At 43.4% G+C, this 25,799-nt stretch carries 19 protein-coding genes, 1 other RNA gene and 1 riboswitch; all 20 genes read right to left on the reverse strand.

Annotated elements, in window-relative coordinates; translation table 11 throughout:
- Positions 1–112 precede the first annotated feature (112 nt).
- The 20 genes from KHM83_RS08625 to ppdK all read right to left on the reverse strand — a co-directional run bounded on the left by KHM83_RS08625 (position 113) and on the right by ppdK (position 25,697).
- Positions 113–325: a hypothetical protein gene (locus KHM83_RS08625; protein ID WP_213236603.1), complete on the reverse strand. Its 213-nt coding sequence runs from the start codon at positions 323–325 to the stop codon at positions 113–115.
- A 265-nt stretch (positions 326–590) separates the two neighbouring features.
- Positions 591–921: RNase P RNA component class A (rnpB, locus tag KHM83_RS08630), an RNA gene on the reverse strand.
- Positions 922–1,057: 136 nt separating this feature from the next.
- Positions 1,058–1,861, reverse strand: a complete 804-nt coding sequence (locus KHM83_RS08635; RefSeq protein ID WP_213236604.1) for a Nif3-like dinuclear metal center hexameric protein — start codon at positions 1,859–1,861, stop codon at positions 1,058–1,060.
- Positions 1,862–1,874: 13 nt separating this feature from the next.
- Complete coding sequence (locus tag KHM83_RS08640; RefSeq protein WP_213236605.1) at positions 1,875–2,822, reverse strand: tRNA (adenine(22)-N(1))-methyltransferase; 948 nt, start codon at positions 2,820–2,822, stop codon at positions 1,875–1,877.
- Positions 2,823–2,954: 132 nt separating this feature from the next.
- Positions 2,955–4,178: an RNA polymerase sigma factor RpoD gene (gene rpoD / locus KHM83_RS08645; protein ID WP_213236606.1), complete on the reverse strand. Its 1,224-nt coding sequence runs from the start codon at positions 4,176–4,178 to the stop codon at positions 2,955–2,957.
- Between the two features lie 40 nt (positions 4,179–4,218).
- Positions 4,219–5,988: a DNA primase gene (gene dnaG / locus KHM83_RS08650; RefSeq protein WP_213236607.1), complete on the reverse strand. Its 1,770-nt coding sequence runs from the start codon at positions 5,986–5,988 to the stop codon at positions 4,219–4,221.
- Between the two features lie 97 nt (positions 5,989–6,085).
- On the reverse strand, positions 6,086–7,099 hold the full coding sequence (locus tag KHM83_RS08655; RefSeq protein ID WP_246542969.1) for a deoxyguanosinetriphosphate triphosphohydrolase: 1,014 nt from the start codon (positions 7,097–7,099) through the stop codon (positions 6,086–6,088).
- A gap of 364 nt (positions 7,100–7,463) precedes the next feature.
- Entirely contained in the window at positions 7,464–8,768 is a 1,305-nt protein-coding gene (gene thiC, locus KHM83_RS08660) for a phosphomethylpyrimidine synthase ThiC (RefSeq protein ID WP_213236608.1), read from the reverse strand.
- 153 nt (positions 8,769–8,921) lie between these two features.
- A riboswitch (TPP riboswitch) is annotated at positions 8,922–9,030 on the reverse strand.
- 221 nt (positions 9,031–9,251) lie between these two features.
- Positions 9,252–10,409, reverse strand: coding sequence for a TFIIB-type zinc ribbon-containing protein (locus KHM83_RS08665; RefSeq protein WP_213236609.1), 1,158 nt, complete (start codon positions 10,407–10,409; stop codon positions 9,252–9,254).
- 12 nt (positions 10,410–10,421) lie between these two features.
- Entirely contained in the window at positions 10,422–11,567 is a 1,146-nt protein-coding gene (locus KHM83_RS08670; RefSeq protein ID WP_213236610.1) for an SPFH domain-containing protein, read from the reverse strand.
- 99 nt (positions 11,568–11,666) lie between these two features.
- Positions 11,667–11,915: a MoaD/ThiS family protein gene (locus KHM83_RS08675; protein ID WP_213236611.1), complete on the reverse strand. Its 249-nt coding sequence runs from the start codon at positions 11,913–11,915 to the stop codon at positions 11,667–11,669.
- 69 nt (positions 11,916–11,984) lie between these two features.
- On the reverse strand, positions 11,985–13,868 hold the full coding sequence (locus KHM83_RS08680; protein ID WP_213236612.1) for an aldehyde ferredoxin oxidoreductase family protein: 1,884 nt from the start codon (positions 13,866–13,868) through the stop codon (positions 11,985–11,987).
- A complete protein-coding gene (locus tag KHM83_RS08685; RefSeq protein WP_213236613.1) occupies positions 13,868–14,293 on the reverse strand; it encodes a 4Fe-4S binding protein in 426 nt (141 codons plus the stop codon). Before KHM83_RS08685 ends, KHM83_RS08680 begins: the two co-directional genes overlap by 1 nt.
- A 9-nt stretch (positions 14,294–14,302) precedes the next feature.
- Positions 14,303–15,502: an iron-containing alcohol dehydrogenase gene (locus KHM83_RS08690; RefSeq protein ID WP_213236614.1), complete on the reverse strand. Its 1,200-nt coding sequence runs from the start codon at positions 15,500–15,502 to the stop codon at positions 14,303–14,305.
- A 270-nt stretch (positions 15,503–15,772) separates the two neighbouring features.
- Positions 15,773–16,324: a TetR/AcrR family transcriptional regulator gene (locus KHM83_RS08695; RefSeq protein ID WP_246542971.1), complete on the reverse strand. Its 552-nt coding sequence runs from the start codon at positions 16,322–16,324 to the stop codon at positions 15,773–15,775.
- A gap of 455 nt (positions 16,325–16,779) precedes the next feature.
- Entirely contained in the window at positions 16,780–17,199 is a 420-nt protein-coding gene (locus tag KHM83_RS08700; protein WP_213236615.1) for a PPC domain-containing DNA-binding protein, read from the reverse strand.
- Positions 17,200–17,323: 124 nt separating this feature from the next.
- Positions 17,324–20,824: an AAA family ATPase gene (locus KHM83_RS08705; protein ID WP_213236616.1), complete on the reverse strand. Its 3,501-nt coding sequence runs from the start codon at positions 20,822–20,824 to the stop codon at positions 17,324–17,326.
- A gap of 392 nt (positions 20,825–21,216) precedes the next feature.
- Positions 21,217–22,488 (reverse strand): phosphotransferase, encoded by a 1,272-nt coding sequence (locus KHM83_RS08715; RefSeq protein WP_213236618.1) that lies wholly within the window; start codon positions 22,486–22,488, stop codon positions 21,217–21,219.
- Between the two features lie 182 nt (positions 22,489–22,670).
- A complete protein-coding gene (locus tag KHM83_RS08720) occupies positions 22,671–22,811 on the reverse strand; it encodes a hypothetical protein (RefSeq protein WP_213236619.1) in 141 nt (46 codons plus the stop codon).
- A gap of 258 nt (positions 22,812–23,069) precedes the next feature.
- Positions 23,070–25,697: a pyruvate, phosphate dikinase gene (gene ppdK / locus KHM83_RS08725; RefSeq protein ID WP_213236709.1), complete on the reverse strand. Its 2,628-nt coding sequence runs from the start codon at positions 25,695–25,697 to the stop codon at positions 23,070–23,072.
- Positions 25,698–25,799 lie beyond the last annotated feature (102 nt).

Consider the following 25,799-nt stretch of genomic DNA (forward strand, 5'->3'; position numbering starts at 1 on the left):
TCAATACATATATGCTATATGTATTGTAACAAATGACTACGGCAAAACAAGGGAGCTATTTCACCGTGGCATTGACAAAGACAAAGAGCAAGGCAAAGTCAAATCACGTGGACTAAAACATTCGATTGCGCCAGCTATTTTCAAATATGCGGACTTCTTCTTTTGCAAGCGCTCTGGAAAGGCCATACTCTTTTTCCAGCATGTCGATTAAAACATCTTCCTGATTAAAAACTTGGTCGAGATTGGCATTGTCCAAACGTTGCCATTTTGCTTGCATTTCATGTCTGATTTGTTCCCATTTGCTTTTAACATCATTGAGTAACATTTTATAACACTCCCTTCGTTAATTAACTCTAATTGTGAAGGTATTATGCTATAGTCTATCTTTCTGATGTAATACAAGATTATGTGACCATGAGGGTTTACATAATACTCGTTCTATTTGTTAGATACCCGAATAGAATGACATATAACCCTGTAAACGTGACTAAATCGTAAAAGAATTGTGAATAAATTATGTAAACTAAAATCAAAAACACCTGAAAATGCAGCTTTTTAAGTTATTGCATCTTCAGGTGTTTCTATTAGAATTGGTGAGTAAATCTATAAGCCGAGTTCTGTATTGGATAATCATCTATCTAGGCCCATCGTTGCCGAAGGGCTCAAGCGACCTACCATTAGGGCGGGACGAGCCGTCCCTTTTTAAAGCCCGTTCTTGGTCTTGCTCCGGGTGGGGTTTACAGAGCCGCAAAGTCGCCAGTGCGCTGGTGAGCTCTTACCTCGCCTTTCCATCCTTACCCTTTCGGGCGGTCTATTTCTGTTGCACTATCCTTGGAGTCGCCTCCACTGGGGATTACCCAGCACCCTTGCTCTATGGAGCTCGGACTTTCCTCGTTTTCACGCGATTATCTGATTTACTCAACGACCATTATACAGCATTTCAAAGGATGTCACAAGCATTTTGCCATGACTGAATATTTGGTCATTTATAATTTCTTTTTTTCTTTTTTTATGCTTTATAGCTTGTGCATGACGCAGTATGATCTAGAAAGTGAGGCTACACCGTATACAGCACGGGTTTTGACTGCTCTGAAACCATGGTCATGACATCGTAGCCCTGAGACATGATTTGCATATCGAGTTTTTCTTTCAGTTTTTGAAGATAAAACACTTCGCTTTCATAGTGACCAACATCGATGAGCACGAGATCGGTATTTTCCACTTGCTGTGCTTCATGGTATTTTAAGTCACCGAGAATAAACACATCTGCTTTGGCGTTGATGGCATCGCTGATAAAATCTGCAGACGCCCCGCTGGAAACGGCAATGCGCTGCACCTTTTCTTTCGGCTGGTAATCGGTGATTTTCAGCGTCTCTATTTCAAAAATCTGTTTGGTCAAATGGATAAAAGCATCGAGGCTAATCGGTTCAGGCAGCTTACCCACGACGCCAAATCCCACGCCTTCGACTTCCGGCACGAGGAGTGTCGTCGATTCTAGTTCAAAGGCTTCGCCAATGGCTTGGTTAATCCCGTGTTCGCCTGATTTATCGAGGTTCGTATGAGCTGAAATGACGGCAATGTCGTTTTCAATGCACTGAATGACTTTTCTGCCGACAGGGTCTTCTGTGGTTACGTGTTTTAAACCCTTAAAGATCGGTGGATGGTGTGTGATGATGAGATCAATGCTTTCTTCAATGGCCTCGCTAATCACGTCGTCACTTAAATCAAGTGCGAGCATAATGCGCGTCGTCTGTTTAGACGGATTGCCGATAATCATCCCGACATTGTCCCACGATTCCGCGGTTTCAAATGGGGCAAGCTGATCCAGTATTTTCATGATCTTTGAAATAGACGTTACCATAAGTGCCTCCTATTCAAATCACGCCATCTACATACTTTATGATGCATGTAATGGCTTCAAGGTTTTGGTGACATGCATGACGTGCTGATTCTGAAACGTTATTGGAACGTTTTAAACCGTTCAAAATTTTTTCGTATTTAAGCTTTTTCTTATGCAGAAATCGCTGATAGTCCGGTAGCGTCTGCTTGGCAATACAGTGTCCGAATTCCAGCATATCGGCATTTATCATATTGGTACCCAGCATATCGGCAACCATAATGAATGCTTCTGATAAACTGCTCTTTTCAATTCTTACAGAAGTATCTGCCTGCGAAATAGTATGATGTGTGAGCGTGGACTGTTGCGACTGTGTATGATCGCTGCTTTCTTTTGGTGTCACATGTGTTGCACCAAGGTCAATGGCAATGACTTCATACATTTTATTGCCTTCGGCGGCAAAATAGTCGGTAAAGACAATCCCTTTCTGCACGAGCCATGATCTGAGTGCGGCTTGCTCGGTCATTGGCTGCAAAACGACGTAATCAGCACTTTGAAACACGGCTGGGGACGCTTCGAGCAGCGATTGAATTAAGCTGCCGCCCATCCCTGCAATGGCTATCATTTTGGCTTCACCCGGGGCTAGAACCGATAAGCCTGAACCCAGTCGGTATTCGATATGCTCTGTAAACGGACTGCCGGCAAAGGTATGTGCTGCGTTATCCAGCGGCCCTTGGTTGATGTCACACAGATAAGCACGGTCGATCTTTCCTTCACACATGAGCACATAAGGAAGATAGCCGTGATCCGTACCGATATCGGCAAAAGTTTTGGCAGTATCAAGTGCTCTAACCGTATCAACAGTGTTTTTCGTATGAGGCTGAGACGTATAACTATCAGCAGTCTCATACTTGATCTTTACGCTATTATCGGCGAGGATATCTGCAATGAGCCGCAGTCTTGGTGTTAAAGTGATTTGACGCATTTTTTAGTACCTCTTACAAAAAAGAAATTCGCCGAAGCGAATTTCTGAAATTTTAGGATTCTGTTACGGCTTGTGTTCAGTCATCTAACTTAATCGTTAAGATGTAGCAATTTTGAGCTTGATCTACTTCGCTTATTCGAGATAATCCTTAAGCTTTTTGCTTCGGCTAGGATGTTTGAGCTTGCGAAGTGCTTTGGCTTCAATTTGGCGAATACGCTCTCTGGTGACGTCGAATTCTTTTCCGACTTCTTCAAGTGTGCGCGCTCTGCCGTCTTCGAGACCGAAACGGAGTTTCAGCACTTTTTGTTCTCTCGGCGTAAGGGTTTCCAGTACTTCCATCAGTTGTTCCTTTAGCATGGAGAATGCTGCTGCATCAGCCGGTGCCGGTGCATCGTTGTCCGGAATGAAATCGCCGAGGTGTGAATCTTCTTCCTCGCCAATTGGTGTTTCCAGCGAAACGGGCTCCTGTGCAATTTTAAGAATTTCGCGTACTTTTTCAACCGGCATATCCATTTCCTTTGCAATTTCTTCAGGAAGCGGTTCTCTGCCGAGCTCTTGCAGGAGTTGTCTTTGAACGCGAATAAGTTTATTAATGGTTTCAACCATATGCACAGGGATACGAATCGTTCTCGCCTGATCGGCAATGGCGCGTGTAATCGCCTGACGAATCCACCAAGTGGCATAGGTAGAAAATTTAAAGCCTTTTGTCCAGTCGAATTTTTCTACGGCTTTGATCAATCCCAGATTACCCTCTTGGATAAGGTCTAGAAAGAGCATGCCGCGGCCGACGTATTTTTTAGCAATACTGACCACGAGTCGCAAGTTGGCTTCACAGAGCTTTTTCTTAGCATCTTCATCGCCGTCTGCCATTCGTTTTGCCAGTTCAACTTCTTCTTCACCGGAAAGGAGCGCAACTTCACCGATTTCCTTAAGGTACATTCTGACTGGGTCGTCGATATTAATACCTTTTGGAAGTGACAAGTCGATGGTGACCTCTTCTTCCTCATCATCAGAGCTGCTGTCATCATCGGAGGCGCTGTCAATATCGTCATCAATATCGTCAATATCTTCGTCGATGTTTTCAAGATCTTCAAGTTCATCTAAATCTTCAATATCAATATCGTCGAGATCTTCATCTTCATCGTCCTCATCGTCATCACTGTCCTCTGAATTGGTGATAACGGTAATATTCATATCGGAAAAAGCTTCGTAGATCTCATCAATCTGATCTTTGTCGAGCTCGAATTCCGATAGTTTTTCCTGAATTTCTTCGATGGTTAAGGAACCTTGTTTTTTCCCTTTTTTAATCAGCGCTTTTACGGTTTCCTGATGACTGGCATTCAATTTATCGTTCAATTGAATGGCCTCCTTTCAATCTTTTTCTCTAACATTAAATTTATCTTTTCAATTGTGTCTGTCGTTTGATTTGATTGCGTTTCAGTATCAGCGACTGCCATTTGGCCTTGGTCGCCTGATCCGGGTTTTGTGCCATATCTGCATTGAGTTTCTCGATTTTTTCATCTAAATTCATGAGCAAGACGAGATTCATGATATGTTCAATATCAATGTGTTCCGGAGCCTGTTCGCTCAAATCCAACAGTTCAATAAGTTGTCTGGCGATTTCAATATCGGCATTTTCAATAATATCCTGCCTTGAAAAAACCTCGTGCGTTTTAAAATACGAGCTGAGATAATCCATAAGCGGCTGTATGCTGCCGGAATATTGGAACATCTCAATAAGCTGCCGTTGTTCGGCAAGCAGTTCTCCAATGTTTTTAATGTAATAGGTCAGCATTTGCTGTTCGAGAACTGTTTTCCTGTCTTTCGGCTGATTGGAAGCCTTTTTTTGCGACCCGGTAAAGCCATAGCGTATGCGCTCGTCGTACTGCTCCTGATAAGCTTCGCGTGCGATGAGTTCTGCATTGATGTTCAGGTCACGGCTCAGGTGTTCAATATAAAGATTTTTTTCGAATTCGTTGGAAACGCCCTTCAAGATTTTTACCGCTTTTGAGATGTACTCAATCTTTTGCGTTTCGTCGCCGAGGTTATAATCCTGTTTGAGGTTTTCCAGACGATATTCGGTGCTCGACATTGCCTGATCCAGCTTTGCCTGCATGCGTTCGACGCCGTATTTCTTAATGTATTCATCGGGGTCGAGGTTTTCGCCGAGTTTGATGACTTTAATCTTATCGATAATGCCCTCTAAAACGTCTAAACTTCTAAGCGTTGCCTTTTGACCTGCGAAGTCAGAATCATAGCAAATGATGATTTCTTCGGCATATCGTTTCATCAGTCGCCCGTGCTCTTTGGTAAGTGCGGTTCCAAGCGTTGCAACGGCTTGGTTAAACCCGTTCATATGCATGGCGATGACATCCATATACCCTTCTGTGATAATCAGTCGTTTCTTATCTGCCAGATTGTTTTTCGCGAGATTTAACCCGTAGAGTGTCTGACTCTTGTTAAACACATCTGTTTCAGGAGAATTTAAGTACTTTGGCAGTGAATCGTCCATGACGCGCCCGCCAAAACCAACGACCTTTCCCTTTGGATTGATGATGGGAAAAATAATGCGGTTTCGAAATCGATCATAAAGCCGTTTCTGATCTTTGCCTCGTGTGGCAAGGCCTGCCTTTTCCAATGTGTCTGCGCCGTATTTTCCGACGAGCAGATTGGTGACATCCTGCCATGCATCATTGGCATAACCGAGGCCGAATTGCTTAATAACGTCAAAACCGATCCCGCGTCTGTCCAAATAAGACAGTGCCGACTGGGCAGTCCTTAAATTCTTATAATAATAAATTGCCGCATCTCTTAATATATCATATAATCCTGTCAAATTGCCAGTATTTTTTTTATCCCCCTTCTTAAAAGCGGAAATATCAATATGATAGCGATCTGCCAGCAATTCTACGGCATCAATGTAATCGAGATTTTCATACTGCATGATAAAGTTGATGGCATTGCCTGCAACGCCGCAACCGAAGCAGTGAAAAAGCTGCTTATCTTCCGAGATGATAAATGAGGCGGTTTTTTCATTGTGAAATGGACAAAGCGCTTTATGGTTTCGGCCTGCCCTTTCTAAATGGATGTAGTGTGACAAAACATCAACGATGTTTACCTGATCCAAGATATATTCAAATATGTTGCCGCCGGAATTGTTTTGCATGAAAAGCCCTTTCTAATGGATAATAGTCATATTCGCCAAAGATGCTCGAAATCCTTTATTAATTGACAAAAAAATTGACGAATTTTTTTAAAAAATTTTAATATAGCCAAAATTTAGGAATAAAGAGCTCTTTATACTTGTTGACAGCATAGCGATCTGACATGCTGGCGACGTAGTCCTTAATAGATTCGATCCCCTCGCCCTCCTGATAATCTTCATAGCGTTCTTCCGGCATATGAGACGGATTCTCAGTATAGTACGTATAAAGTGCTTCAACAATGTGCTCTGCGCGCTTTTCTTCTTTTTTGGCTTCTTTGTTTAAATAGACGTGTTCGAACATAAATTTTCGCAATGCGTTAAAGGCTTCCATGCGTTCGTCGCTTAGAGCGATAACGTCTTGTTCATAGCTGTTTTCAATCAGATCCAAAATAAGTGTGTTAATGCGTTCGCCGTGTGAGGCACCTAATGTATCATTAAATGTCGTTGGCAGATCCTCAGGTTTTAAGACACCTGCTCTAATCGCATCATCAATGTCGTGATTGAGGTAGGCAATGCGGTCACAGATTTTAACGATTTGCCCTTCAAGTGTGAGCGGCTTGCCGGAACCGTTGTGGTTCAGAATGCCGTCGCGCACTTCATGGGTCAAATTGAGCCCATACTTGCTGTTATGGCGCCTTTCGAGAAAATCAACGACGCGAAGACTCTGTTCATTATGCTTAAAGCCCTTAGGGTGAATACGGTTAAGACGTGCTTCACCGCAGTGTCCAAATGGCGTATGGCCTAAATCATGACCAAGCGCAATGGCCTCAGTTAAATCATTGTTGAGATTTAATGCACCGGAGATCGTGCGCGATATCTGTGAAACTTCCAGTGTATGTGTTAAGCGCGTCCGATAATGATCGCCCTCCGGTGATAAAAAGACCTGCGTCTTATGCTTTAATCGCCTAAATGATTTGGAATGAAGGATGCGGTCGCGGTCGCGCTGATAATCGGTACGAATGGGACATTGTTCTTCATCCATGCGTCGACCTTTGGAATCCAGTACGCACATGGCACTTTCAGAGAGGTGTTCGCGTTCAAATGCTTCATGTTGTTCTCGCAGCTTAATCATCTATACCTCCTTTACACAAGATACCCATATTTTATGGCAGATAGACTGCTGTAAGACTATATTATACAAAAAATTTGAAAATCCTTTATATTTTGTATTAAAGTTATATTACAAAAATATTTCGACAGGCGCTGTATTTAAAAAAGTGAAAAATCAGCGTTTTATCCATCGCATTTAATCCATATGGAAATTTGGATAATGCAATTTCCTGAATACGGTAAAAAAGCATGAGCCACCTATTCAATAGATGACTCATGATGTTTAGATGATGACAGCGTTTAGCCGATGAAATTTTTAGATAACACTGAACAGCGCGGTTGTTTAACCGAACTGTTATCTAGTCGAATGGTTTTGCGCGCTGATCCTATAAAATATCGATGTGCTCATTGGCCAGTGCTTTGTTCATGCTGCGGACAGCACAGAATTTCCCGCACATGGAGCATGTGTCCTCGTGTTCCGGCATTCTGTCGGCACGAATGGCTTTGGCGGTTTCGGGGTCGATGGCGCATGACCACTGCCCTTCCCAGTCCAGATTGCGTCTCGCCTCTGCCATACGGTCGTCAATGGCTCTGGCACCGCGAACGCCTTTGGCGATATCAGCCGCATGAGCGGCAATTTTCGATGCGATAATGCCTTGCTTGACATCGTTGACATTAGGTAGTGCCAAGTGTTCTGCCGGCGTTACGTAACAGAGGAATGCAGCACCGGCTGATGCGGCAATAGCACCGCCGATGGCGCCGGTGATATGGTCATAACCCGGTGCGATGTCCGTGACGAGCGGGCCTAAGACATAGAACGGCGCACCGCCGCAAAGCGTTTCCTGAATTTTCATATTGGCGGCGATCTGGTCCAGCGGCATATGACCGGGCCCTTCTACCATAACCTGTACATCGCGTTCCCAGGCGCGCTTGGTAAGTTCACCGAGGCGAACGAGTTCTTCAATCTGACAGACGTCTGAGGCATCGGCGAGGCATCCAGGGCGACAGGCATCCCCCAGTGATATGGTGACATCGTATTCGCGGCAGATCTCTAAAATATCGTCATAGTATTCATAAAATGGATTTTCTTCACCTGTCATGCACATCCATGCGAAGACCAGTGAACCGCCTCTGGAGACGATATTGGTTTTACGCTTGTGCTTTCTGATTTGATCAATGGTCTTGCGCGTGATGCCGCAGTGCAGGGTAACAAAATCGACACCGTCTTCTGCATGCAGGCGGACGACGTCAATAAAATCTTTTGCCGTGAGTGTGCTGAGATCGCGCTGGTAGTGAATGACGGAATCGTAAACGGGTACGGTGCCGATCATGGCCGGGCATTCGGCGGTGAGTTTTCGTCTGAACGGGATGGTATTGCCGTGAGAAGACAGATCCATAATGGCGTGTGCGCCCATTTTAACTGCTTCCATGACCTTCTCAAGCTCGACGTCATAATCCTTGCAGTCTTTAGAAATCCCGAGATTGACATTGATTTTTGTTTTCAGCATTGAACCAATGCCTTCTGGATTGATGACCTTATGGTTTTTATTGGCGCAGATGACCACTTTGCCCGACGCCACCAGCGGCATGAGCTCGTCAACGCGCATCAATTCCTTTTCGGCTACTTTTTCAATGGCTTCCGTTACAATGCCTTTTCTGGCGGCTTCCATTTGTGTCGCATAATGCTTCATGTAAAATCTCCTTTTCTAATCATTTGCTGATGCTTCGCCATAGGCGCAGGAAGCACATGATCGCATTACGAAATAATGAAAAAAAGACTGCCCCATATACCACGTTCGTATATGAGCAGTCTTTCAGTCTTTGCTCGTTCGTAAAACAAAATGTGTCTCTACGAAATATATCCCTACGTTGGCATTATCCATATCAGGTTATGGGTCTAAGCAAATCAGCTTACTCTCAGCCTGCTTTAAGCAAGCTCCCCTTTTACAGACTAATGAAAATTGTGTCATCGCCTTTAATTGATCCATTACGGCAATCTGTTGAATGCCTGTCGTGTGAAAGGCATCATTATTGCGGCGAAAGGATCAAAATAAAAGAATGCAATTTCCTCATTTAAAAAGTCTGCGTTATGCAATTGTTTTTTGGTTCCTCTATCATTATAGCGTAATAAGATTGAAAAGCAATGCCATTGACAATATTTGATCTTCAATTGATTATGAACGCGTTGCCATTACGTAGTAGATTCCTGCGATGACAGCGATTCCCAGCAGCACGAGTAATGCGATTTTTAATGCACTCTTTGGATACTGCCCCTGAACTTCACCTGTTTGACCGTTAATCATAAAATGATAGAGTTTTTCTTTATAGCGGAAACTGGAAAGCCATACGGGCAGCAGAATATGTTTAAACATTACATCGTTATACTGCGTTTGGATATTGAGAGAACTTACCGTATCACCGCCGATTTTGCGAATGACGGCCTGCTCAATGTCGGTATCAATAATTTGAACCGCGTCTTGCCAGCCGTCTTCCAGTGAAACACTGTAGCGTTCTGCAAAGAAGCCGGAGAGAAATGCCGGCTGATATTCAGTTAAAGCATCGAGATGAAAAGGCTGAACTTCGCGAATCAGTTTGTCATCTACTTTATTGGAAGCGCGTACCAGCACATCATCAAAGAAGTGACTGTAATCGCCGCGGACTGGCGTCCAGCGCGTGTGGCGCTCCTGATAAGTTTCAGTCTTGCCGTTTACCGTACGCGTGCGCGTTACATAGTAATAATCGCCGCGCAAGGCTGTATAAAAGGCATAGATATTTGTATCATATGTCCAGTGCGGCACATAAGTGCCGAGCAGACGATCGTTGCGGTAAGTTTCTTTTAAATCTTTTGGTGCCAGCCATCGCTTGCTGATCCACGTGTGAAACCGTTCTCCGGCAGATTTCGAAGTAATGCTGAAAGGCACGAGATAGTGCGGTGGAATGGTTTGCTCACTAGCTTGTTCAACAATGTGCGATGAACCGCAGTAATTGCAAAACTGTGCCTGTGCATCTGGTGAAACGACAATTTCCGCCCCGCAGTTCTTACAGGAAAAGGTTCGGATGTCATCATCATTCCATGTACGAACGCCCTCTGCCAGAGCCGTTTTAAAGCAGTTTTCGATAATTTCTGTCGTATTGGTTTCAATGGCTTTCGTCGTGCCGCAATATGCACATTTCAGTTCACCTGATTCCGGGTCAAAAGCCATGTTGCCACCACAGGAAGGACAAGTGGTTACAATGGTTTGATCCATTTGATCTTCAATGGTATCAACGACGTAATCGTCAGCGGTTTCGTTTAAAGTTTCGTTTAATGTCTCATTTAATGTCTCTTTCATTTTGAACCCCGCCTATTCCGTCTTATTGCCGCAGTGCGGGCAGAATTTAGCACCTGCTTCAACGACCTCACCGCAATTGGTACAGTGTTTTTCCGTTACTTGTGAAGCGCCGCACTCTGTACAAAATTTAGAACCGGATGGCAGTTCTTTGCCGCATTGAATGCATTTGGCCATAAAGCTGTAGCCGCAGTTCGAACAGAACTTTGAACCTTCGGGAACGGTTGTGTGACAAGTTGGACATGCGATTCCAGATGGCTGAGTGTTTCCCTGATTGGATGGTGCAGACGCTTGTTGGTCATCTGTCATCATATCTGTCATCATTTTGCCAATGCCCATGCCCGCACCCATGCCTGCGCCCATACCAGCCATGCCGCCGCCTGGATTTTGTGCTGCATCGCGAATGGCTTCAGCTGTTTGAAACTTCATGTATTGATTTAAATTGCCGAGGGCACCCATTTGTGTGCGCTTGTCAATTGCCTGTTCAACAGACTCTGGGAGCGACAGGTTTTCAATGGCAAAATCGGTAATGGTCAGACCATAGACGTCAAAGCGGTCATTGATTCTCGCCATGGCCAGACTGCCGATCTCATCGTATTGTGTGGCTAAATCCATTGCCGGAATTTTTGCTTCGGCAATGACGTCGGTAATGCTGGAAACAATGAGACTTTTAAGGTATTCATTGATTTGATCAACGGTAAAAAACTTATTGGAGCCAAAGATTTCTTTTAAGAACTGAACGGCCTCTTTGACGCGAAAAGCATAGACGCCGAAACCGCGAAGTCTGAGCATGCCAAAATCAGCATCTCGCATCATAATTGGATTAATGGTTCCCCACTTTTGGTTGGTAAACTGTTTCGTGTTAATAAAATAAACATCTGTTTTAAAATGGTTTTCAAAGAGGTTTTTCCAGTTCGAAAGCGATGTGAAGATGGGCATCGTATCTGTATGTAGTGTGTACTTGCCGGGTTCAAAGACATCGGCAATTTGACCTTCATAGACAAAAATTGCCACTTGGGAAGGCCTGACGACGAGTTGCGCCCCCTCTTTAATTTGCTGCTTACTGGTCAACGGGAATTTGTAAACCATTGTATCTTGTGAATCGTCCTCCCAATGAACGACTTCAATAAATTCACCTTTAAGAAAATTTAAAAGTCCCATGCAATGCTCCTTTATTGTTATTCGGTACTTCTATTCTAACATTTAAAGATTATCATTGCATTAAGAATACCTTAATCATTGTGAAAGTATCAACACGCATCAACCGCCGCCGCATACGGGGAAAAAACAAACCTTATCATCCGGTGTGACACTTGTCTGATAACCCTTCATCTTGAGGATGTTAAAGGTATTGATTGTAATCAGGCTTGATTTCGCCTGCTTTTTCGCTTGTTTGCCATAGGCTTTCTCAATGTGTTGTAACACATCCTGTATCGTTTTTACATCGATGAATTCATCGCTTTTCTGAACCAGATCGCGTAATTCACCGTAATAGAATATTTGCGCCATGTGGCCTCCTTCAATGCTGACCGCCTAAGTAAATTATTTATCACGAGCAATACTTATTATGAGCAATGCTTATAGCCCGAGTTGACGTCTTTTTTGCGGTGTAGGAATACCGTGCGCATCCCATCCCCTGACCCGGTAATAAATGGGAAGCATGGCTTTTAAATTGACGACGGTGGTTTTGTCGTCTTTATCCTGCGGTTCCATTGTCAAGCGATCCGGCAAACTGTCGTCGGCATCGGTGAGGCCTTCGCGCAGATTGAAAAGGCGTTCGATATTATAGCCGCGCTCACCGATTTGAAGAAGCTGTCCGACGGTCATGCGCATGCCTGTTGAAAGCTCAATGGCTTTTGCCTGAGGCAAAATGGGCATGGCGTGAATGGGCATAATGTCCGGCATCAATTTCCAGACTGGCCTCAGAACAAACCGTGAGGCAATGGCGGCCTTGTTCACAAACTGCGTTATGGGATGTGCAGGCCCTAACCGATAGAATATTCCCGGAATGGTCGCCTGCGCAGTAAAAAGACAGAGGCCTGCTGCGGATACGGCTTCCATCATATTTTGAAAGAAAACCGTTAGTTCCGGCTTGCCCTTTGGCGTCTGACTGTCTACAGCCAGTACGCCGACGGATTCAATGAGTGCAAGGTAGCCGCCGTTGAGATGGCAGCCGCCGCGGTTAGAAGTGGCATAACCAAGCCCCATGCCTACGGAACGCCGAGGTTCATATGCGGCGAGTTCCATGCCCTTTGCATGCATGGCAAAAGATTCGCCGCCGTACTTTTCAGAAAGCCATTTACTGCCCATGCCGAGTTCGGCACAGTTGCCTTTGCCGTGCGCAATTTGACGAATGACGCGAAGCAGGCCGTCTGTATTGCCAAAGGAAAGGCCAAAATCTGCAATGCCGCGTTCCTGAAGCTCCATGGCAAAGGCGATGGTACCGCCCAGTGAGATAGTGTCGAGTCCCAGAATATCGGCTTCGTAATTGACGGCGTTAATCCACGAAAGATCCGCATTGTCAATATTGGCGCCAAATAGTCCCACGGTTTCGTATTCCGGCCCTTTTACTTCTTTGTCGTTGACCATGACGCGCCGCTCGCAGCGGATGGGACAACTGATACAGCCGCTGTTTTTAACGAGCAGTGTTTCCGCCAGCGTTTCACCGCTGATGGCGTCAGCGTGCTCAAAATGTCCGCGTTTAAAATTATGTGTCGGCAGTGCATTATTGGCATTGGCGATATTGACAAGCCCTGCAGAGCCGTATCGGCCGAGTGTTCTGCCCGTCATAGGATGGCTTTTCAGAAAATGAACCCATTGTTTGACATAACGATCAAAAGCGGGCTTATTGTAAATTGGCTGCTTTTTTGTACCGAAGGCGACAAGCGCCTTAATGCGCTTCGACCCCATGAGTGCCCCTGCGCCGCCGCGACCGGCTACGCGCTCACCCGAAACGGCACAGGCATAGTGTACGCCGTTTTCACCGGCTGGCCCTATGACGAGTTTGCCGTACTGTTTGTGAAAATGTGTTTGTACTGCTTCTGTATCCAGTCCCCACAAAGCGGTTGCATCGGTAAAGGTTACTTCGCCGTCGACGATAGCAATTGTAACGGGTTTTTCTGAACGACCGGTGATGATGAGCCCGTCGACACCTGCCCTTTTCAGCATGACGCCAAATTGACCGCCGCAGTTTGAAGACGCAATACCGCCGGTAAGTACGTTTTTAAAGGTCATGTTAAAGCGGCTTGACGAGGGTGCGCCGGTTCCGTTCATCGGGCCCGTATTGACGATGAGCACGGCATCGGGAGACAACGGATCGAGGCCTGTGGGCAGTAAATCATAGAGCAGCTTTGCACCGAGAATTTTACCGCCGAGATATTGCGAGAACATCGCTTCATCAATTGGGAAAGGCACCACGCTTTGATCATCTAAATTGATTTTTAAATAATGCGGCAAGTACATCAGGCATCACCTCCTGCGGTCATGGTAATAACATTGAGCGGACACGCTTCTTCACAGAGCCGGCATCCGACACATTTTGCAGGCATCGCCAATTGTGCATAGACGTTTAAGTCACCTTTAAAAGCAGGCGTTGAAATGGCAATGCAGTCAAAATGACAAATGTCGACACAAATGCTGCAAGCACTGCAATTTTCAGTTTTAAAAGCAGGTTTTAACCATTCGCGCCTAGGCTGCTTTATGGCGGTTTTACCGCTGTCATTATGAATGGCGCCAGCCGGACAGACTTTCCCGCAAACACCGCAAGAAACACAGCGCTTTGCATTGATTTGATGCTGTGCTTTGCGCTCGCCGGTGATGGCCATAACGGGACAGACATTTTGACATGCTGTACAGCCTATGCACTGGTCATCAATTGAAAATGCCATTTTTGCCTCCTATATGCTAATCATCTGATAGAGTTTGAACATGTCTTCTTCTTTAAAGAGCTTTGGCACAGGATACAGCGGATGCGCCTCTGACATGGCGCGTTTTACCATTAATGGGATGTCCGATTCGCGAATACCTTCAATGCCCAGTGGAATTTGCATGCGTTTATTCATGTCTTTCACGGCGTCGATAAATTTCACAGCTTTATCTTTTTCAGGATCACCAGGTGCAGTGATACCAACGAGATCTGCTAATTCAGAAAGCGGTTTGTAGACGGCATCGCCAAAATAGTCGAGAACGTAAGGGAGAATAACGGCGTTTGCAAGGCCGTGCGGCGTGCCATAAAAGCCGCCGAGCGTATGTGCGATGGCATGGACGTAGCCGACATAAGCTCTGGTAAAAGCAATCCCTGCATAATGAGATGCTTTTAACATTTCCGTTCTCGCTTCGATATTGCTGCCGTTGGCATAAGCCTCATAGAGATTGTCAAAGATGAGCTTAACGGCTTTTCGGCTGTACAGATGCGTTTCTTTTGTATTGCTTTGGCCGATATAAGCTTCAACAGCATGGGTTAGCGCATCCATGCCAGTGGTGGATGTGATATGCGGCGGCAGTCCCGTGGTAAGCATTGGATCGAGAATGGCATAATGCGGAATGAGCGCCATGTCATTTAACGGATATTTTTCGTGCGTCTGGCTGTTTGTTACAACGGCGGCAATGGTGGTCTCACTTCCCGTCCCGGCAGTTGTCGGAATGGCAAAGAGCGTTGGAATGGTTTTTCGAACTTTAAGAACACCTTTCATCTGTGGAATACTTTTATTGGGTCTGGCGATTCTGGCGCCAACAGCTTTGGCGCAGTCCATTGATGAACCCCCGCCAAATGCGATGAGTGCAGTACACTGATTGGCTTTGTACAGCGTCAGCGCTGCTTCGATATTGTCAATGGTTGGATTGGGCACCGTTTTATCATAGACGGCGTAATGAATGCCGGCGTCTTTCAATGCGCTCAGCAAACCGTTCATCAGTCCCAGTTTAGCGATTCCGGAATCCGTAACGACGAGTATTCGATCAAGCCTCTTGGCTTTAATCACTTCCGGTAATTTTAAAACGCTGTTTACGCCTTCGATCATTTCTGGCTTGCGCCACGGCAAAAAATTCGACCCAACTCTAAAACCAGCCTGGTAAAGTCTGCAATATGCTGCATTCATGCCCTTTCCTCGCTTTCTCTCATTGTAGTATTTTATGGTAAATGGTTAGGGATTTGTGTTTTTATGTGATTGGAAAATCGTTACGGTATTTGTCAGTTATTATAAGCGATATGTTTTCGTGCTGTGGATGTCTAATCTAAATGCCTATTATTTATGTTGCGAATGCTTATTTGTTATGTTGCGAATGCCTATTCCTTGTGCTGTGAATGTCTATTCCATATACTGCAAATGTCTATTCTATATACTGTGTATGACGGTTTGATGCTGCGGTTATGACAGTTCAGCCAAAATCTTTGCGATTCCATCAAGCGGCAGCGGTTCTCTGCTGAACATGCGCTGTACGATTAGGCCATCGAGTGTTGCCAATATAAGGTATGAAAGCATTTCACAGTTCACACATCTGTCTTTCAAGACGAGTTTTAAGCCATGCGCCAGTGTTTTGCGCCAGTCTTCGTATTTTTCAATAAAGCGATCGCGAAGCGCTTCGTTATCTGTAATGGCATTGGCGATTAAATAAAAGTGAAATTTGCCGCGCGTTTCAGCGTAGACGATTTTCTCAAGGATAACTTTAAAAATTTGCTCTGTGGTATTGGTTGATACAGCGGCTTCGTGTTCAATCCAATACAACAGCTGATCGTTGATTTGATTTAAATGTGCATCGGCGAGATCATAGATGATGTCTTCTTTTGCGGCATAGTGGTAGTAGAGTGTTCCCTTGCTGATGCCGACGGTTGACGCGATATCTTTTAGACTTGTTCCCTTAATGCCCTTTTCAATCATCAAATCACTGGCTGATGTTAGAATTTGATTTCGGATATCCAACGCTTGTCCACCTTTCTTAAGGATTTAAAAGCTCAATGACTGTTATCGGTCGGTCGACCGACTCGATAACATGAAAATATCATAAAACGCTGCTATTTTCAATGCGCATTAGCGCTGTTTGGCGCTATGAGTGAAAATTCGCACATATGTTAGCCGGATGTATACAGAATGATGATGACATGCTGCGTCGCGCATGATGAACAATGTGGAATGTGGAAATGCAATGGTGAATAAGATGGTATGGAAAAGATAGAAAAAGATAGAAAAAGATAAATGAAGATAAATAGAGATAAATAAAATAAATAAAACATCAAAAGCATCAAATAGAAATAATCAATATCCAGTATAACAATCAATTTTTGGAAAGTAATCAGATATGATAAAACAATGCCCAAGGAAATTTTGGGCATTGCTAAAAAAGAAAATGATGTAATTTCGTTCATTAAGATGATTGGCTAAAAAGCATAGAGATTGAGACCAACGCCTTCATTAAAGGTGCGCTCAACAGTACCGTCAATGGCGTCAATGACCAGTTCGCAGGTGCCGCTAATCCAGCATTCGTTTAAATGACCGCCAAAGGCATGAAATGATGCATCGCCAAGTGTAATGTGTAGATGCAGGTATGGTTCCCCTTCCTTCGTCGATATATTGCCAGTCAGGTTGGTGATCTCGAAATCACCAGTTAGCGTTTCCTTATGGTATTGTTTTTCAGCGACATTAAAAAGTCCTATGGTAACACGATCTGTTGCACCGAGCCCGCTGATGCTGCCAAGTGAAATATGCTCTGCTTTGCAAAAGGCCATTAGCGAAGCGACGACTTCTTCCCCGCGGTCTATTCTGATGATATACTTGTCGTTAAACTTTTTAAATTCCATTTTATTGCCTCCTTTGAAAAAAGAGATGAAACTGACTAATGATCACATTTTAAAAGATGCCTCTAAAATAGTCAGTATATGGCAGCGCTCAATGGCTTTCGTTACATTAAATTCTCAATTTCCGCTAAGTGTTCTTTTCAATAAACCGCTTTTTCGCACTAGTGATGTCAATGGCGTCAATGACCATGAGGTTGTCGAGTCCTTCTTTTTCATCGAATATCCGTACGGATTGCATTCTGATGATATAATCGAGGAACTGCTTTGCCAAGAGGCCGTTTTTCAGCAGCATGAATTTATTTTGCTGCAGCTCTTCCAACGCCTCTTTTAAAATATCACCGGTCTCATTTTCAAAGGCATACCCTCTTACAGCCAATTCGTTTGCAACAAGCGAATAGAGTTCGGATGGCGTATAGTTTTCAAAGTGAATGTGTACGGGAAAACGGTATGCCAGTGACGGATAGCTGGCGAATAGGTTTTGAACACCATCGGTACTGCAATTCAGGATAAAATAGGTTCTGGTGCGGTTCTTATCAATAAATTTGATAAAGGCTGACATCATGCTTTGAAATTTATCATACGTTGTCAGTTGGTCGGCATTGTCGATGAGAATGACGCGGCCGATGCCCTTGGCAAAGGTGTCTTCAAGTGATTGTCCGCGATCCAGATTGACGATAATTTCCTCGAAGTTGAGTTCATATGGGAATTTTGATTTGGTAAGGCCGAAATTCGTCAACAGTTCGCCAAGCAGGTCAATCATCTTGTGCTTTCCGGTGCCCATTTCGCCTGTAAAGACCAGATTGTTGTATTTGTTGAGATCGACCGTATAACCGAATCGCTTGCGAAGGTCGTTGATCTTCAAGAGTTTATACATATCATTCAGGTATTGTTTTGATTCAGAATTGCCTGAGTACGTTTCCAGCATCGCATTAAAGTTATAGTCCTGATTGCGGTCAGAAAAGTTATAGCGTTCAATATCATTGTCTTTGATTAAATTCATTTCATGAGCGCTGGCATGTTCTTCGGCGATTCGAATACTCTGAATACGTATAAGGTTTTCTACGTAATTGCGGACAAGCCTGCCGTTGCCCGATTGCATATCGGCGTTTTCATAGATATCGATGAAATTTTTTGCCATTTCCTGCTCCGCTCTTTCGGAGATTCGAAAGCCCTTTTGCTTGAAGAGATGTTTTGCCATAGCCAAAAGCTCATCCGGTTTATAATCCTTAAAGGTTGTCCAAAGCGGAAAGCGTGAGCGAAGGCCGATGTTGACATCAAAGAAGGCTTCCATATCTTCTGTATAGCCGGCTAAGATGACGATGACTTCCTTGGAATAGTCTTCAATGAGTTTTAACAGCGTTTCAATGGCTTCGCGCCCGATCGCATCGTTTGCCAGTGTGTAGGCTTCATCAATAAAAAGGATGCCGCCGAGCGCTTCTTTAAATTTTTGCTCTGTTTTCTTTGGCGTTTCTCCGGGGATGTCGGATACAAATCCCGAGCGATCCGTTTCAATTAACTGCCCCTTGCGAAGAAAGCCCATGGTGCGCAGCATCTCAGCGACAAGGCGCGCGATACTCGTTTTGCCCGTTCCGGGATTTCCGGCAAAGACCATATTGAGGTTTTGTTCGATTTCTGTATGCACGCCGACAGAGCGGCGCTTTTCCTGAGCAATCAGCAGTTTGTACTGAGCGCGTAGGAGGTTTTTGACGTCATCAAGGCCGATGATATTGGCCAGTCGCGATTCGAGGTCAAAATCGATGCTGAAATTGAAATTAAAATGCTGTTTTGACAGCGTATCCAGCGGCTGATCGGGATTGTAAAGATAGTTCTTGCGCAGTTCAGCAATGGCGCGGTCGATGACGTTGCGGACGAAACGCGCATTGCCAAGGCCTTTCTTCTCTTTAATCTGTGTTTGGTCAAAGAGATCGATCAGTGATTCTCTGACGTTGGGATCAATGCTATAGCCCTGTTGTTTCGCATAGGTTACAGCCATTTCATACATCTCATTTGGCGTATAGTCGGTGAAGTGTACGCGATTAGGAAAAACATCCGCCAATGCATTTTCCTGCAGCATTTGGAGCATGCCGTCATCTTTGCCGGATAAGATCATCACAATCTGGCTGCCGTATGCGGCATAGCCATCGCTGAGGGCATTGATAAAGGCTTCGCTTTCTTCCGTGCCGAATATGGAAGCGATTTCATCAATAAAGAGAACGCCTCCCCTTGCCTTTTCAAAGAGTGCGGTGAGGTTGTCATTTAGTTTTTCAACATCGCCTGTCATAAAATCTGATTGACTGACGCAGACAAAGGTATCCTTTTCTAAAATGGCTAGTGCCAGCAAGTAGTCATACATCAGTTCAGCAGATTCACTTTTGCCGGTGCCGGCATTGCCTGTAAAGACTGTGTTGAGATTGACGGGAATCGTCTTGAGTCCCATTTGTCTGCGAATGGCCTGAACTTTGTGGTTGTTTTCGATCTGCGTCATGAAGGTTTTAAAAGCCTTTAATCCCGTATGAGCATGCAGGCGGTATTTCACTTCTGAGAGACTGGCTGTTACATAGGCGCTGAGGTTATAGCGCTCTTCTCTGATGCGGCAGTAAATATCATTATTTGTAACATAGAGATAAATGGACTCACCTGGATAATCTACGGTATTCAGAAGTCTTTCGAGTGGGTCACCCAGTTTATAACGCGTATATTCCATAAAGGTAAAGTTTTCGCGTTCTTCAAAGCTGGAGATGTATTTGTAAAGCCGTTTGACAGGTGTCTTGCCGCTTTGCGAATCGGTGTTCAGCTGAATCTTTACGTGGTGTGCGGCTTCAATGTCCTTGAGTACTTTATTGAGTATGCGTTCCATCATTGCAAGCTTTTCTGCTTTTGTGAGGGCTCTCGTGTACAAGACGGTATCACGCTGCGGCAGTTCATTTTCTAAAAACTGCGGCAGTGTATCGTTTGGCCGACGATTGTAATTAAAGATATAGAATTTTTTAGGGCAATTGATCACTTCTATTTTTTCATCGTCGATAATTTCAGCTGCATTTTTATCAACTTCAACCATAAACATATCCCTAGTGGTGTATGGTTTTTCGAGTTTTATGACACCACCCGGTGTGATCTTCGAAAGAACGGTGTGCATCTGATCAGTTGCAAGTTCGACATTTTTAAAAATGATGCCTTTTGCACCCCCCGCAAATACTTTCATCAAATCCGTTAAAAAGACATTGAAACCCAAGCTGAAAAGATAGTGTCCCATGTCCATTTCAACCAATTCAAAACGTCCGAGTAGTCCAGAGGCGTCAATATGGCTAAAGATTGATTTTACACTATTTTTCTTAAATGTATTTGGTTCGCCGACGAGCAGCAGACTGCCAAATTCACCTGCTTGAAGTTTTGAAAGAAAATATTGACACAGCGCTTCAAAATAGGATTCCTGTCCGATAAAATCTGTGTTGAGTTCTGTTGAGATCGTTTCGAATAGTGTTCCAATGGCATGTTGTTTATTATCATGATTGTTTGCATTATTATGGTTGTTCAAATGATCGCCTTGATGAATAGTTTGATGGTTATTTTGATGGTTATTTTGATGGTTGTCTTTATGATGATCTTGGTTGTTTTTCTGATTAATCATGTACATCTCCAATAGTATTTTCGTTTTGTAGACTGCATTTTGGGTAATTTCTACAGTTTGCTGCATCGTTTATATTGAAGTAATTACCCATTAATTATACCCCTGTCATTGTATCATCAAACACGGATGCGAGAAAGTAAAGGTTCTATTAAATTGATTGTCGCCTGCCATGACTGTAAATAATTTTGTTTATAATTGATGAAGTGCTAGAAAAAATCTGTAGATGTGCTCAAAGGATTAAAAAATCCTCTGACCGTAGAGGAACAGAGGATACTTTTAAAATGGTTACAAATGAAAAAACAGGCTATTGCCTTCATAAGATGAGGCAATCCCCTGTTCAAATCCATATATTTCTCAAATCTAGTTGTACTTCTTATGCGCAATGATACATTTTAAATTGCTTGACGATTTTCAAATGCTTCAGAAACCAAATCGTAAACAACTGTCGTTAAAGTCAGTGCTTCCATTGCTGAGAGAAAATCTTCAATTGAATTAAAATTGGATCTGTTGAGGAGTAGATACTTTGTAAGTTTAATGATAAATCTTCGTCCTTTTACCTGTTCTTCAAGGTTGTCTGTTTGCTTGAAGTCAAAAGTCAGATTATAATCGTAAACCCTGGAAAAGCTTGAACATGCAGCAAATCCAATGGTGTCTTTAATCGTTGAATCCATGTACCCTTTTAGGTTTTGATCTTTATGATGCTTTTGACAAAGCTCAATAAATGACCTTTCAAAGGTGTGATACATCTCTGATATCACTTTGAAGACATACGCTTGGTAGTCTTGTCGCTTTTCTTCAGAAATTCGCTTGATGCCGATTAAAGAAGCATAATTTGTTACAAAGCTTCCGATGAGTAAACCGATATCATAAGCAACAGGGCCATAGTGGGCATACTCCCCATCAAAGACTTTCATGTTCTTTTCATCGACAAAAATATTGGAGGTATGTAGGTCTGCGTGGATCAAGGCCTGTTTCTTGTTTATAAAAATGTCTTTAAGAATCGCCACTTCTGCTAACACTTTAGGATTATTGCATATATCATCAATATCCTTTTGCAGCGCATGGTAGATTTCCCGATCTTTATAATTCTTGAATGGCGCTTCGAAGATTAAGTTTTCAAAAATACAACCATCATTATTGAATTCAAAGATATGCGCTAAGCTCATTTTTTCATTTTTACTCAAGAAGCGCTCAGAGGTGAAAAAAGCAGATCGTCCCAAGAATTCGCCGAGTTGACGCGGAAAATCAGAAAACTGCTTCATTTTGATCATTTCATTTCTTAAAATCTTCATCTCACTGAGGTCTTCCATAATGACGATACTGTTTGCTTCATCCCAGAGGTGGATTGTGGGAACTGCACCCGGTATGATTTCGTCAAGTAATTTTGCGTAATAGACTTCTGTATTGATTCTCGCAAGTTTCATGGGCAAAACAATGCCGCGGTCTTTAAGTGCCCTGACATAGGGCATCATTTGCTTCAAAACGACGGAATGACCAGTCGTCATAGACTTAACAAGTACTAAATGATTGCAAAGCCCATCGACACTTTGTCTGTTGCCATCAAATACTTTAGCCGTTAAAATTTCAGATTTTGAGAAAATACTTGTTTTATTTTTTACATATTCAATGGCTGTCTCAGCCGTTAATGTAACATGATTATCCATCAGGCGCCCTTCCTAAAATGACATGAACTATTATGTCATAATCGTACTATATCTGTCCGCTATGGATAAGTGAATTAATTCCTTTTTACGGATACTATTTTTATGAATTTAAGTGCATTAAAGCTGAATTAAAGAAATTTGGATGATGTAATTTTCTCAATTAAGAATTAATGACTTTAACATCATTTAACAAGTGAAATAGACATACCATCAAAACCATTACCACTTGCATTGGTAATAATGGTTGTAGTAGAGCGGTCATCTTCTTCAGAAAATAAATCAGCGATATAAGTATCTATTGCATTAAAATCAATTTGACTCATATTGACCTCCATCTATTCTTTATTCATATGGATATTTAACGCGACGCTAGCATGCCCTTACTATTTGATTAATCATAAAAAGAATGCACATCATGATTGAAACCATATTGAAACCATGATTGAAATAGGCATAAAAAGGGACATCCGTTTGCATATGGATGTCCCTCATTGATTAGATTACTCAAAGTGACTGGCAATTAATTTTAAAACAATTTTCGCATGAAGCATTTTCATTAAGCATTAATAACGAGTACGTTTTTACTTGTTCTTAATAACTGCCTGCGCCGCAGCAAGACGTGCAATCGGCACGCGGAACGGTGAACAAGAAACATAGTTGAGGTCTGTTTTGTAGCAGAACTCAATGGATTTCGGTTCGCCGCCATGCTCGCCGCAAATACCGAGTTTAAGATCGGATTTTACGCCTCGACCGAGTTCGGCAGCCATTTTAACGAGCTTGCCAACACCGGTTTGGTCGATGGATTCAAACGGATCTTTTTCAAAGACTTCTTTCTTCATGTATTCGCCAATGAATTTGCCGGCGTCATCACGAGAGAAACCAAGTGTCATCTGTGTTAAGTCATTGGTACCGAATGAGAAGAAATCTGCATGTTCAGCAATTTGATCAGCAATCAGCGCTGCTCTAGGCACTTCAATCATTGTACCGACTTTGTAAGACAATTCAATGCCGGATTCTTTGATAATCGGATCGGCAATATCGTGAACGAGTTTTTTAAGAATCGTAAACTCTTTAAGATGTCCAACGAGCGGGATCATGATCTCAGGATCAACTTGGATACCGAGGTTTTTCTTGCAGTGAACAGCTGCTTCAACGATAGCGCGAACTTGCATTTCATAGATTTCCGGATAAGTAATTGCCAGACGACATCCTCTGTGACCGAGCATTGGGTTGAATTCACTAAGGCTCATGACTTTTGTCTTCAGGATATCAAATGGGACTTCGAGTTCTTTTGAAAGTACTTGAATATCTTCATCTTTATGCGGCAGGAATTCATGAAGCGGTGGATCTAAGAGTCTGATGGTAACAGGTCTTTCACCCATCGCTTGATAAATGCCGATAAAGTCATCTTTTTGGAATGGCAACAGTTTATCCAGTGCGTTAACACGATCATCCTTTGTTGAAGAAAGAATCATTTGACGTACGTATAAAATACGCTCTTCATCGAAGAACATGTGCTCCGTACGGCAAAGGCCAATCCCTTCAGCGCCGAATTTTACAGCTGTTTCAGAATCCATTGGATTATCTGCATTGGTTCTAATTTTAAGCGTTCTCACATCATCAGCCCAGCCCAATACTTTGGCAAAATCACCTGTCATGCCGACTTCTACTGTTTCGACTTGTCCAAGGTAAACATTACCTGTATTACCATCCAGAGAAATAAAATCCCCTTCTTTATAAACTGAATTATTGACGACAAAGACGCGTTCATCTTCACTGACTTTGATTTCACCGCAGCCTGCAACACAGCATTTACCCATGCCTCTGGCAACGACGGCAGCATGAGAAGTCATCCCGCCTCTTGACGTTAAGATCCCTTCTGCACCAACCATTCCTTCAATATCTTCTGGCGATGTTTCGGTTCTGACGAGAATAGTTTTTAAACCTTTATCTTTATATTTGATAACATCCTCAGAGTGGAAAACAACTTGACCACAAGCTGCACCTGGGGATGCCGGAAGCCCTTTTGCCAAGAGTTCAGCCGCTTTTAATGACTGTTCATTAAAAGTAGGATGAAGCAATTGATCCAATTGCTGAGGTGAAATCCTCATAAGTGCTTCTTCTTTTGAGATAACCCCTTCTTCTTCCATGTCAACCGCCACTTTTAATGCCGCAAAAGCAGTACGTTTACCCGTTCGCGTTTGGAGCATATAGAGCTTGCCGCGTTCGACAGTGAACTCGATATCCTGCATATCACGGTAATGCGCTTCCAAAGTGTTTGAGACATTAATGAATTCTTCATAGACATTAGGCATAACATCTTTGAGTTCATCAATTTTCTGTGGCGTACGAATACCGGCAACAACATCTTCACCCTGTGCATTCATTAAGAATTCACCAAAGAGCCTTGCTTCACCAGTAGATGGGTTCCTTGTAAAGGCAACGCCTGTACCGGAAGTGTTCCCCATGTTGCCGAAGACCATAGACTGAACGTTGACAGCTGTTCCGAGATCATGTGGAATTTCATTGTAGTTACGATAAATAATGGCACGATCGTTGTTCCACGAGTTAAAGACTGCCTCTATTGCCATCATGAGCTGTTCTTTAGGCGCTTGTGGGAAGTCAAAACCCATTTCTGTTTTGACGATGCCTTTATAAGCTTCAATGATTGACTGAAGATCTTCAACGGTGAGCTCCGTATCGGACTCAATACCTTTTGCTTCTTTCTGCCCTTCTAGGACGCGATCGAATTTGTACTTTGGAATTTCCAAAACGACATCACTGAACATTTGGATAAACCGACGATAACAATCGTAGGCAAATCGTTGGTTCTCTGTTAATGCCGCAAGACCTTCCACTGAAATATCGTTGAGCCCAAGGTTAAGTACTGTGTCCATCATTCCAGGCATGGATATGACGGCACCTGATCGAACGCTTACGAGAAGCGGGTTCCCCGTATCCCCAAGCTTCTTTTGAGTCTTTTCTTCAAGCTCAACCAGCTTTGCTTCAATTTGTTGAACAATCGAAGCAGCGATTTTCTTGCCGTCGACATAATATTGGTTACAAGCTTCCGTTGAGATCGTAAAACCATCCGGTACCGGTAATCCAATTTTTTTCATTTCGGCAAGATTGGCTCCTTTCCCACCAAGGAGATCTTTCATTTCTTTACACCCTTCTTCAAAAGCGTAAACGTATTGTTTCATCATTATAACCTTCCCTCACAAAGATTTTTTATATAAAAACCCATAGCACGTGGATGCTATGGGTCATTATCAAAGCTTAGAGCCTTAAATCATACATTCATTATGACC

It is taken from the genome of Fusibacter paucivorans, from assembly GCF_018390735.1.
GTDB classification, from domain to species: Bacteria; Bacillota; Clostridia; order Peptostreptococcales; family Acidaminobacteraceae; genus Fusibacter; species Fusibacter paucivorans.

Excerpts from the sequence above, each read along its gene's own strand:
- KHM83_RS08690 (WP_213236614.1), bottom strand. The coding sequence starts at position 15,502 with ATGAATGCAGCATATTGCAGACTTTACCAGGCTGGTTTTAGAGTTGGG.
- KHM83_RS08680 (WP_213236612.1), bottom strand. The coding sequence starts at position 13,868 with ATGTACTTGCCGCATTATTTAAAAATCAATTTAGATGATCAAAGCGTG.
- KHM83_RS08670 (WP_213236610.1), bottom strand. The coding sequence starts at position 11,567 with ATGGGACTTTTAAATTTTCTTAAAGGTGAATTTATTGAAGTCGTTCAT.
- KHM83_RS08625 (WP_213236603.1), bottom strand. The coding sequence starts at position 325 with ATGTTACTCAATGATGTTAAAAGCAAATGGGAACAAATCAGACATGAA.
- KHM83_RS08700 (WP_213236615.1), bottom strand. The coding sequence starts at position 17,199 with ATGGAATTTAAAAAGTTTAACGACAAGTATATCATCAGAATAGACCGC.
- KHM83_RS08720 (WP_213236619.1), bottom strand. The coding sequence starts at position 22,811 with ATGAGTCAAATTGATTTTAATGCAATAGATACTTATATCGCTGATTTA.
- KHM83_RS08655 (WP_246542969.1), bottom strand. The coding sequence starts at position 7,099 with ATGATTAAGCTGCGAGAACAACATGAAGCATTTGAACGCGAACACCTC.
- KHM83_RS08685 (WP_213236613.1), bottom strand. The coding sequence starts at position 14,293 with ATGGCATTTTCAATTGATGACCAGTGCATAGGCTGTACAGCATGTCAA.
- KHM83_RS08635 (WP_213236604.1), bottom strand. The coding sequence starts at position 1,861 with ATGGTAACGTCTATTTCAAAGATCATGAAAATACTGGATCAGCTTGCC.
- KHM83_RS08675 (WP_213236611.1), bottom strand. The coding sequence starts at position 11,915 with ATGGCGCAAATATTCTATTACGGTGAATTACGCGATCTGGTTCAGAAA.
- KHM83_RS08715 (WP_213236618.1), bottom strand. The coding sequence starts at position 22,488 with ATGGATAATCATGTTACATTAACGGCTGAGACAGCCATTGAATATGTA.
- dnaG (WP_213236607.1), bottom strand. The coding sequence starts at position 5,988 with ATGCAAAACAATTCCGGCGGCAACATATTTGAATATATCTTGGATCAG.
- KHM83_RS08640 (WP_213236605.1), bottom strand. The coding sequence starts at position 2,822 with ATGCGTCAAATCACTTTAACACCAAGACTGCGGCTCATTGCAGATATC.
- KHM83_RS08705 (WP_213236616.1), bottom strand. The coding sequence starts at position 20,824 with ATGATTAATCAGAAAAACAACCAAGATCATCATAAAGACAACCATCAA.
- KHM83_RS08665 (WP_213236609.1), bottom strand. The coding sequence starts at position 10,409 with ATGAAAGAGACATTAAATGAGACATTAAACGAAACTTTAAACGAAACC.
- thiC (WP_213236608.1), bottom strand. The coding sequence starts at position 8,768 with ATGAAGCATTATGCGACACAAATGGAAGCCGCCAGAAAAGGCATTGTA.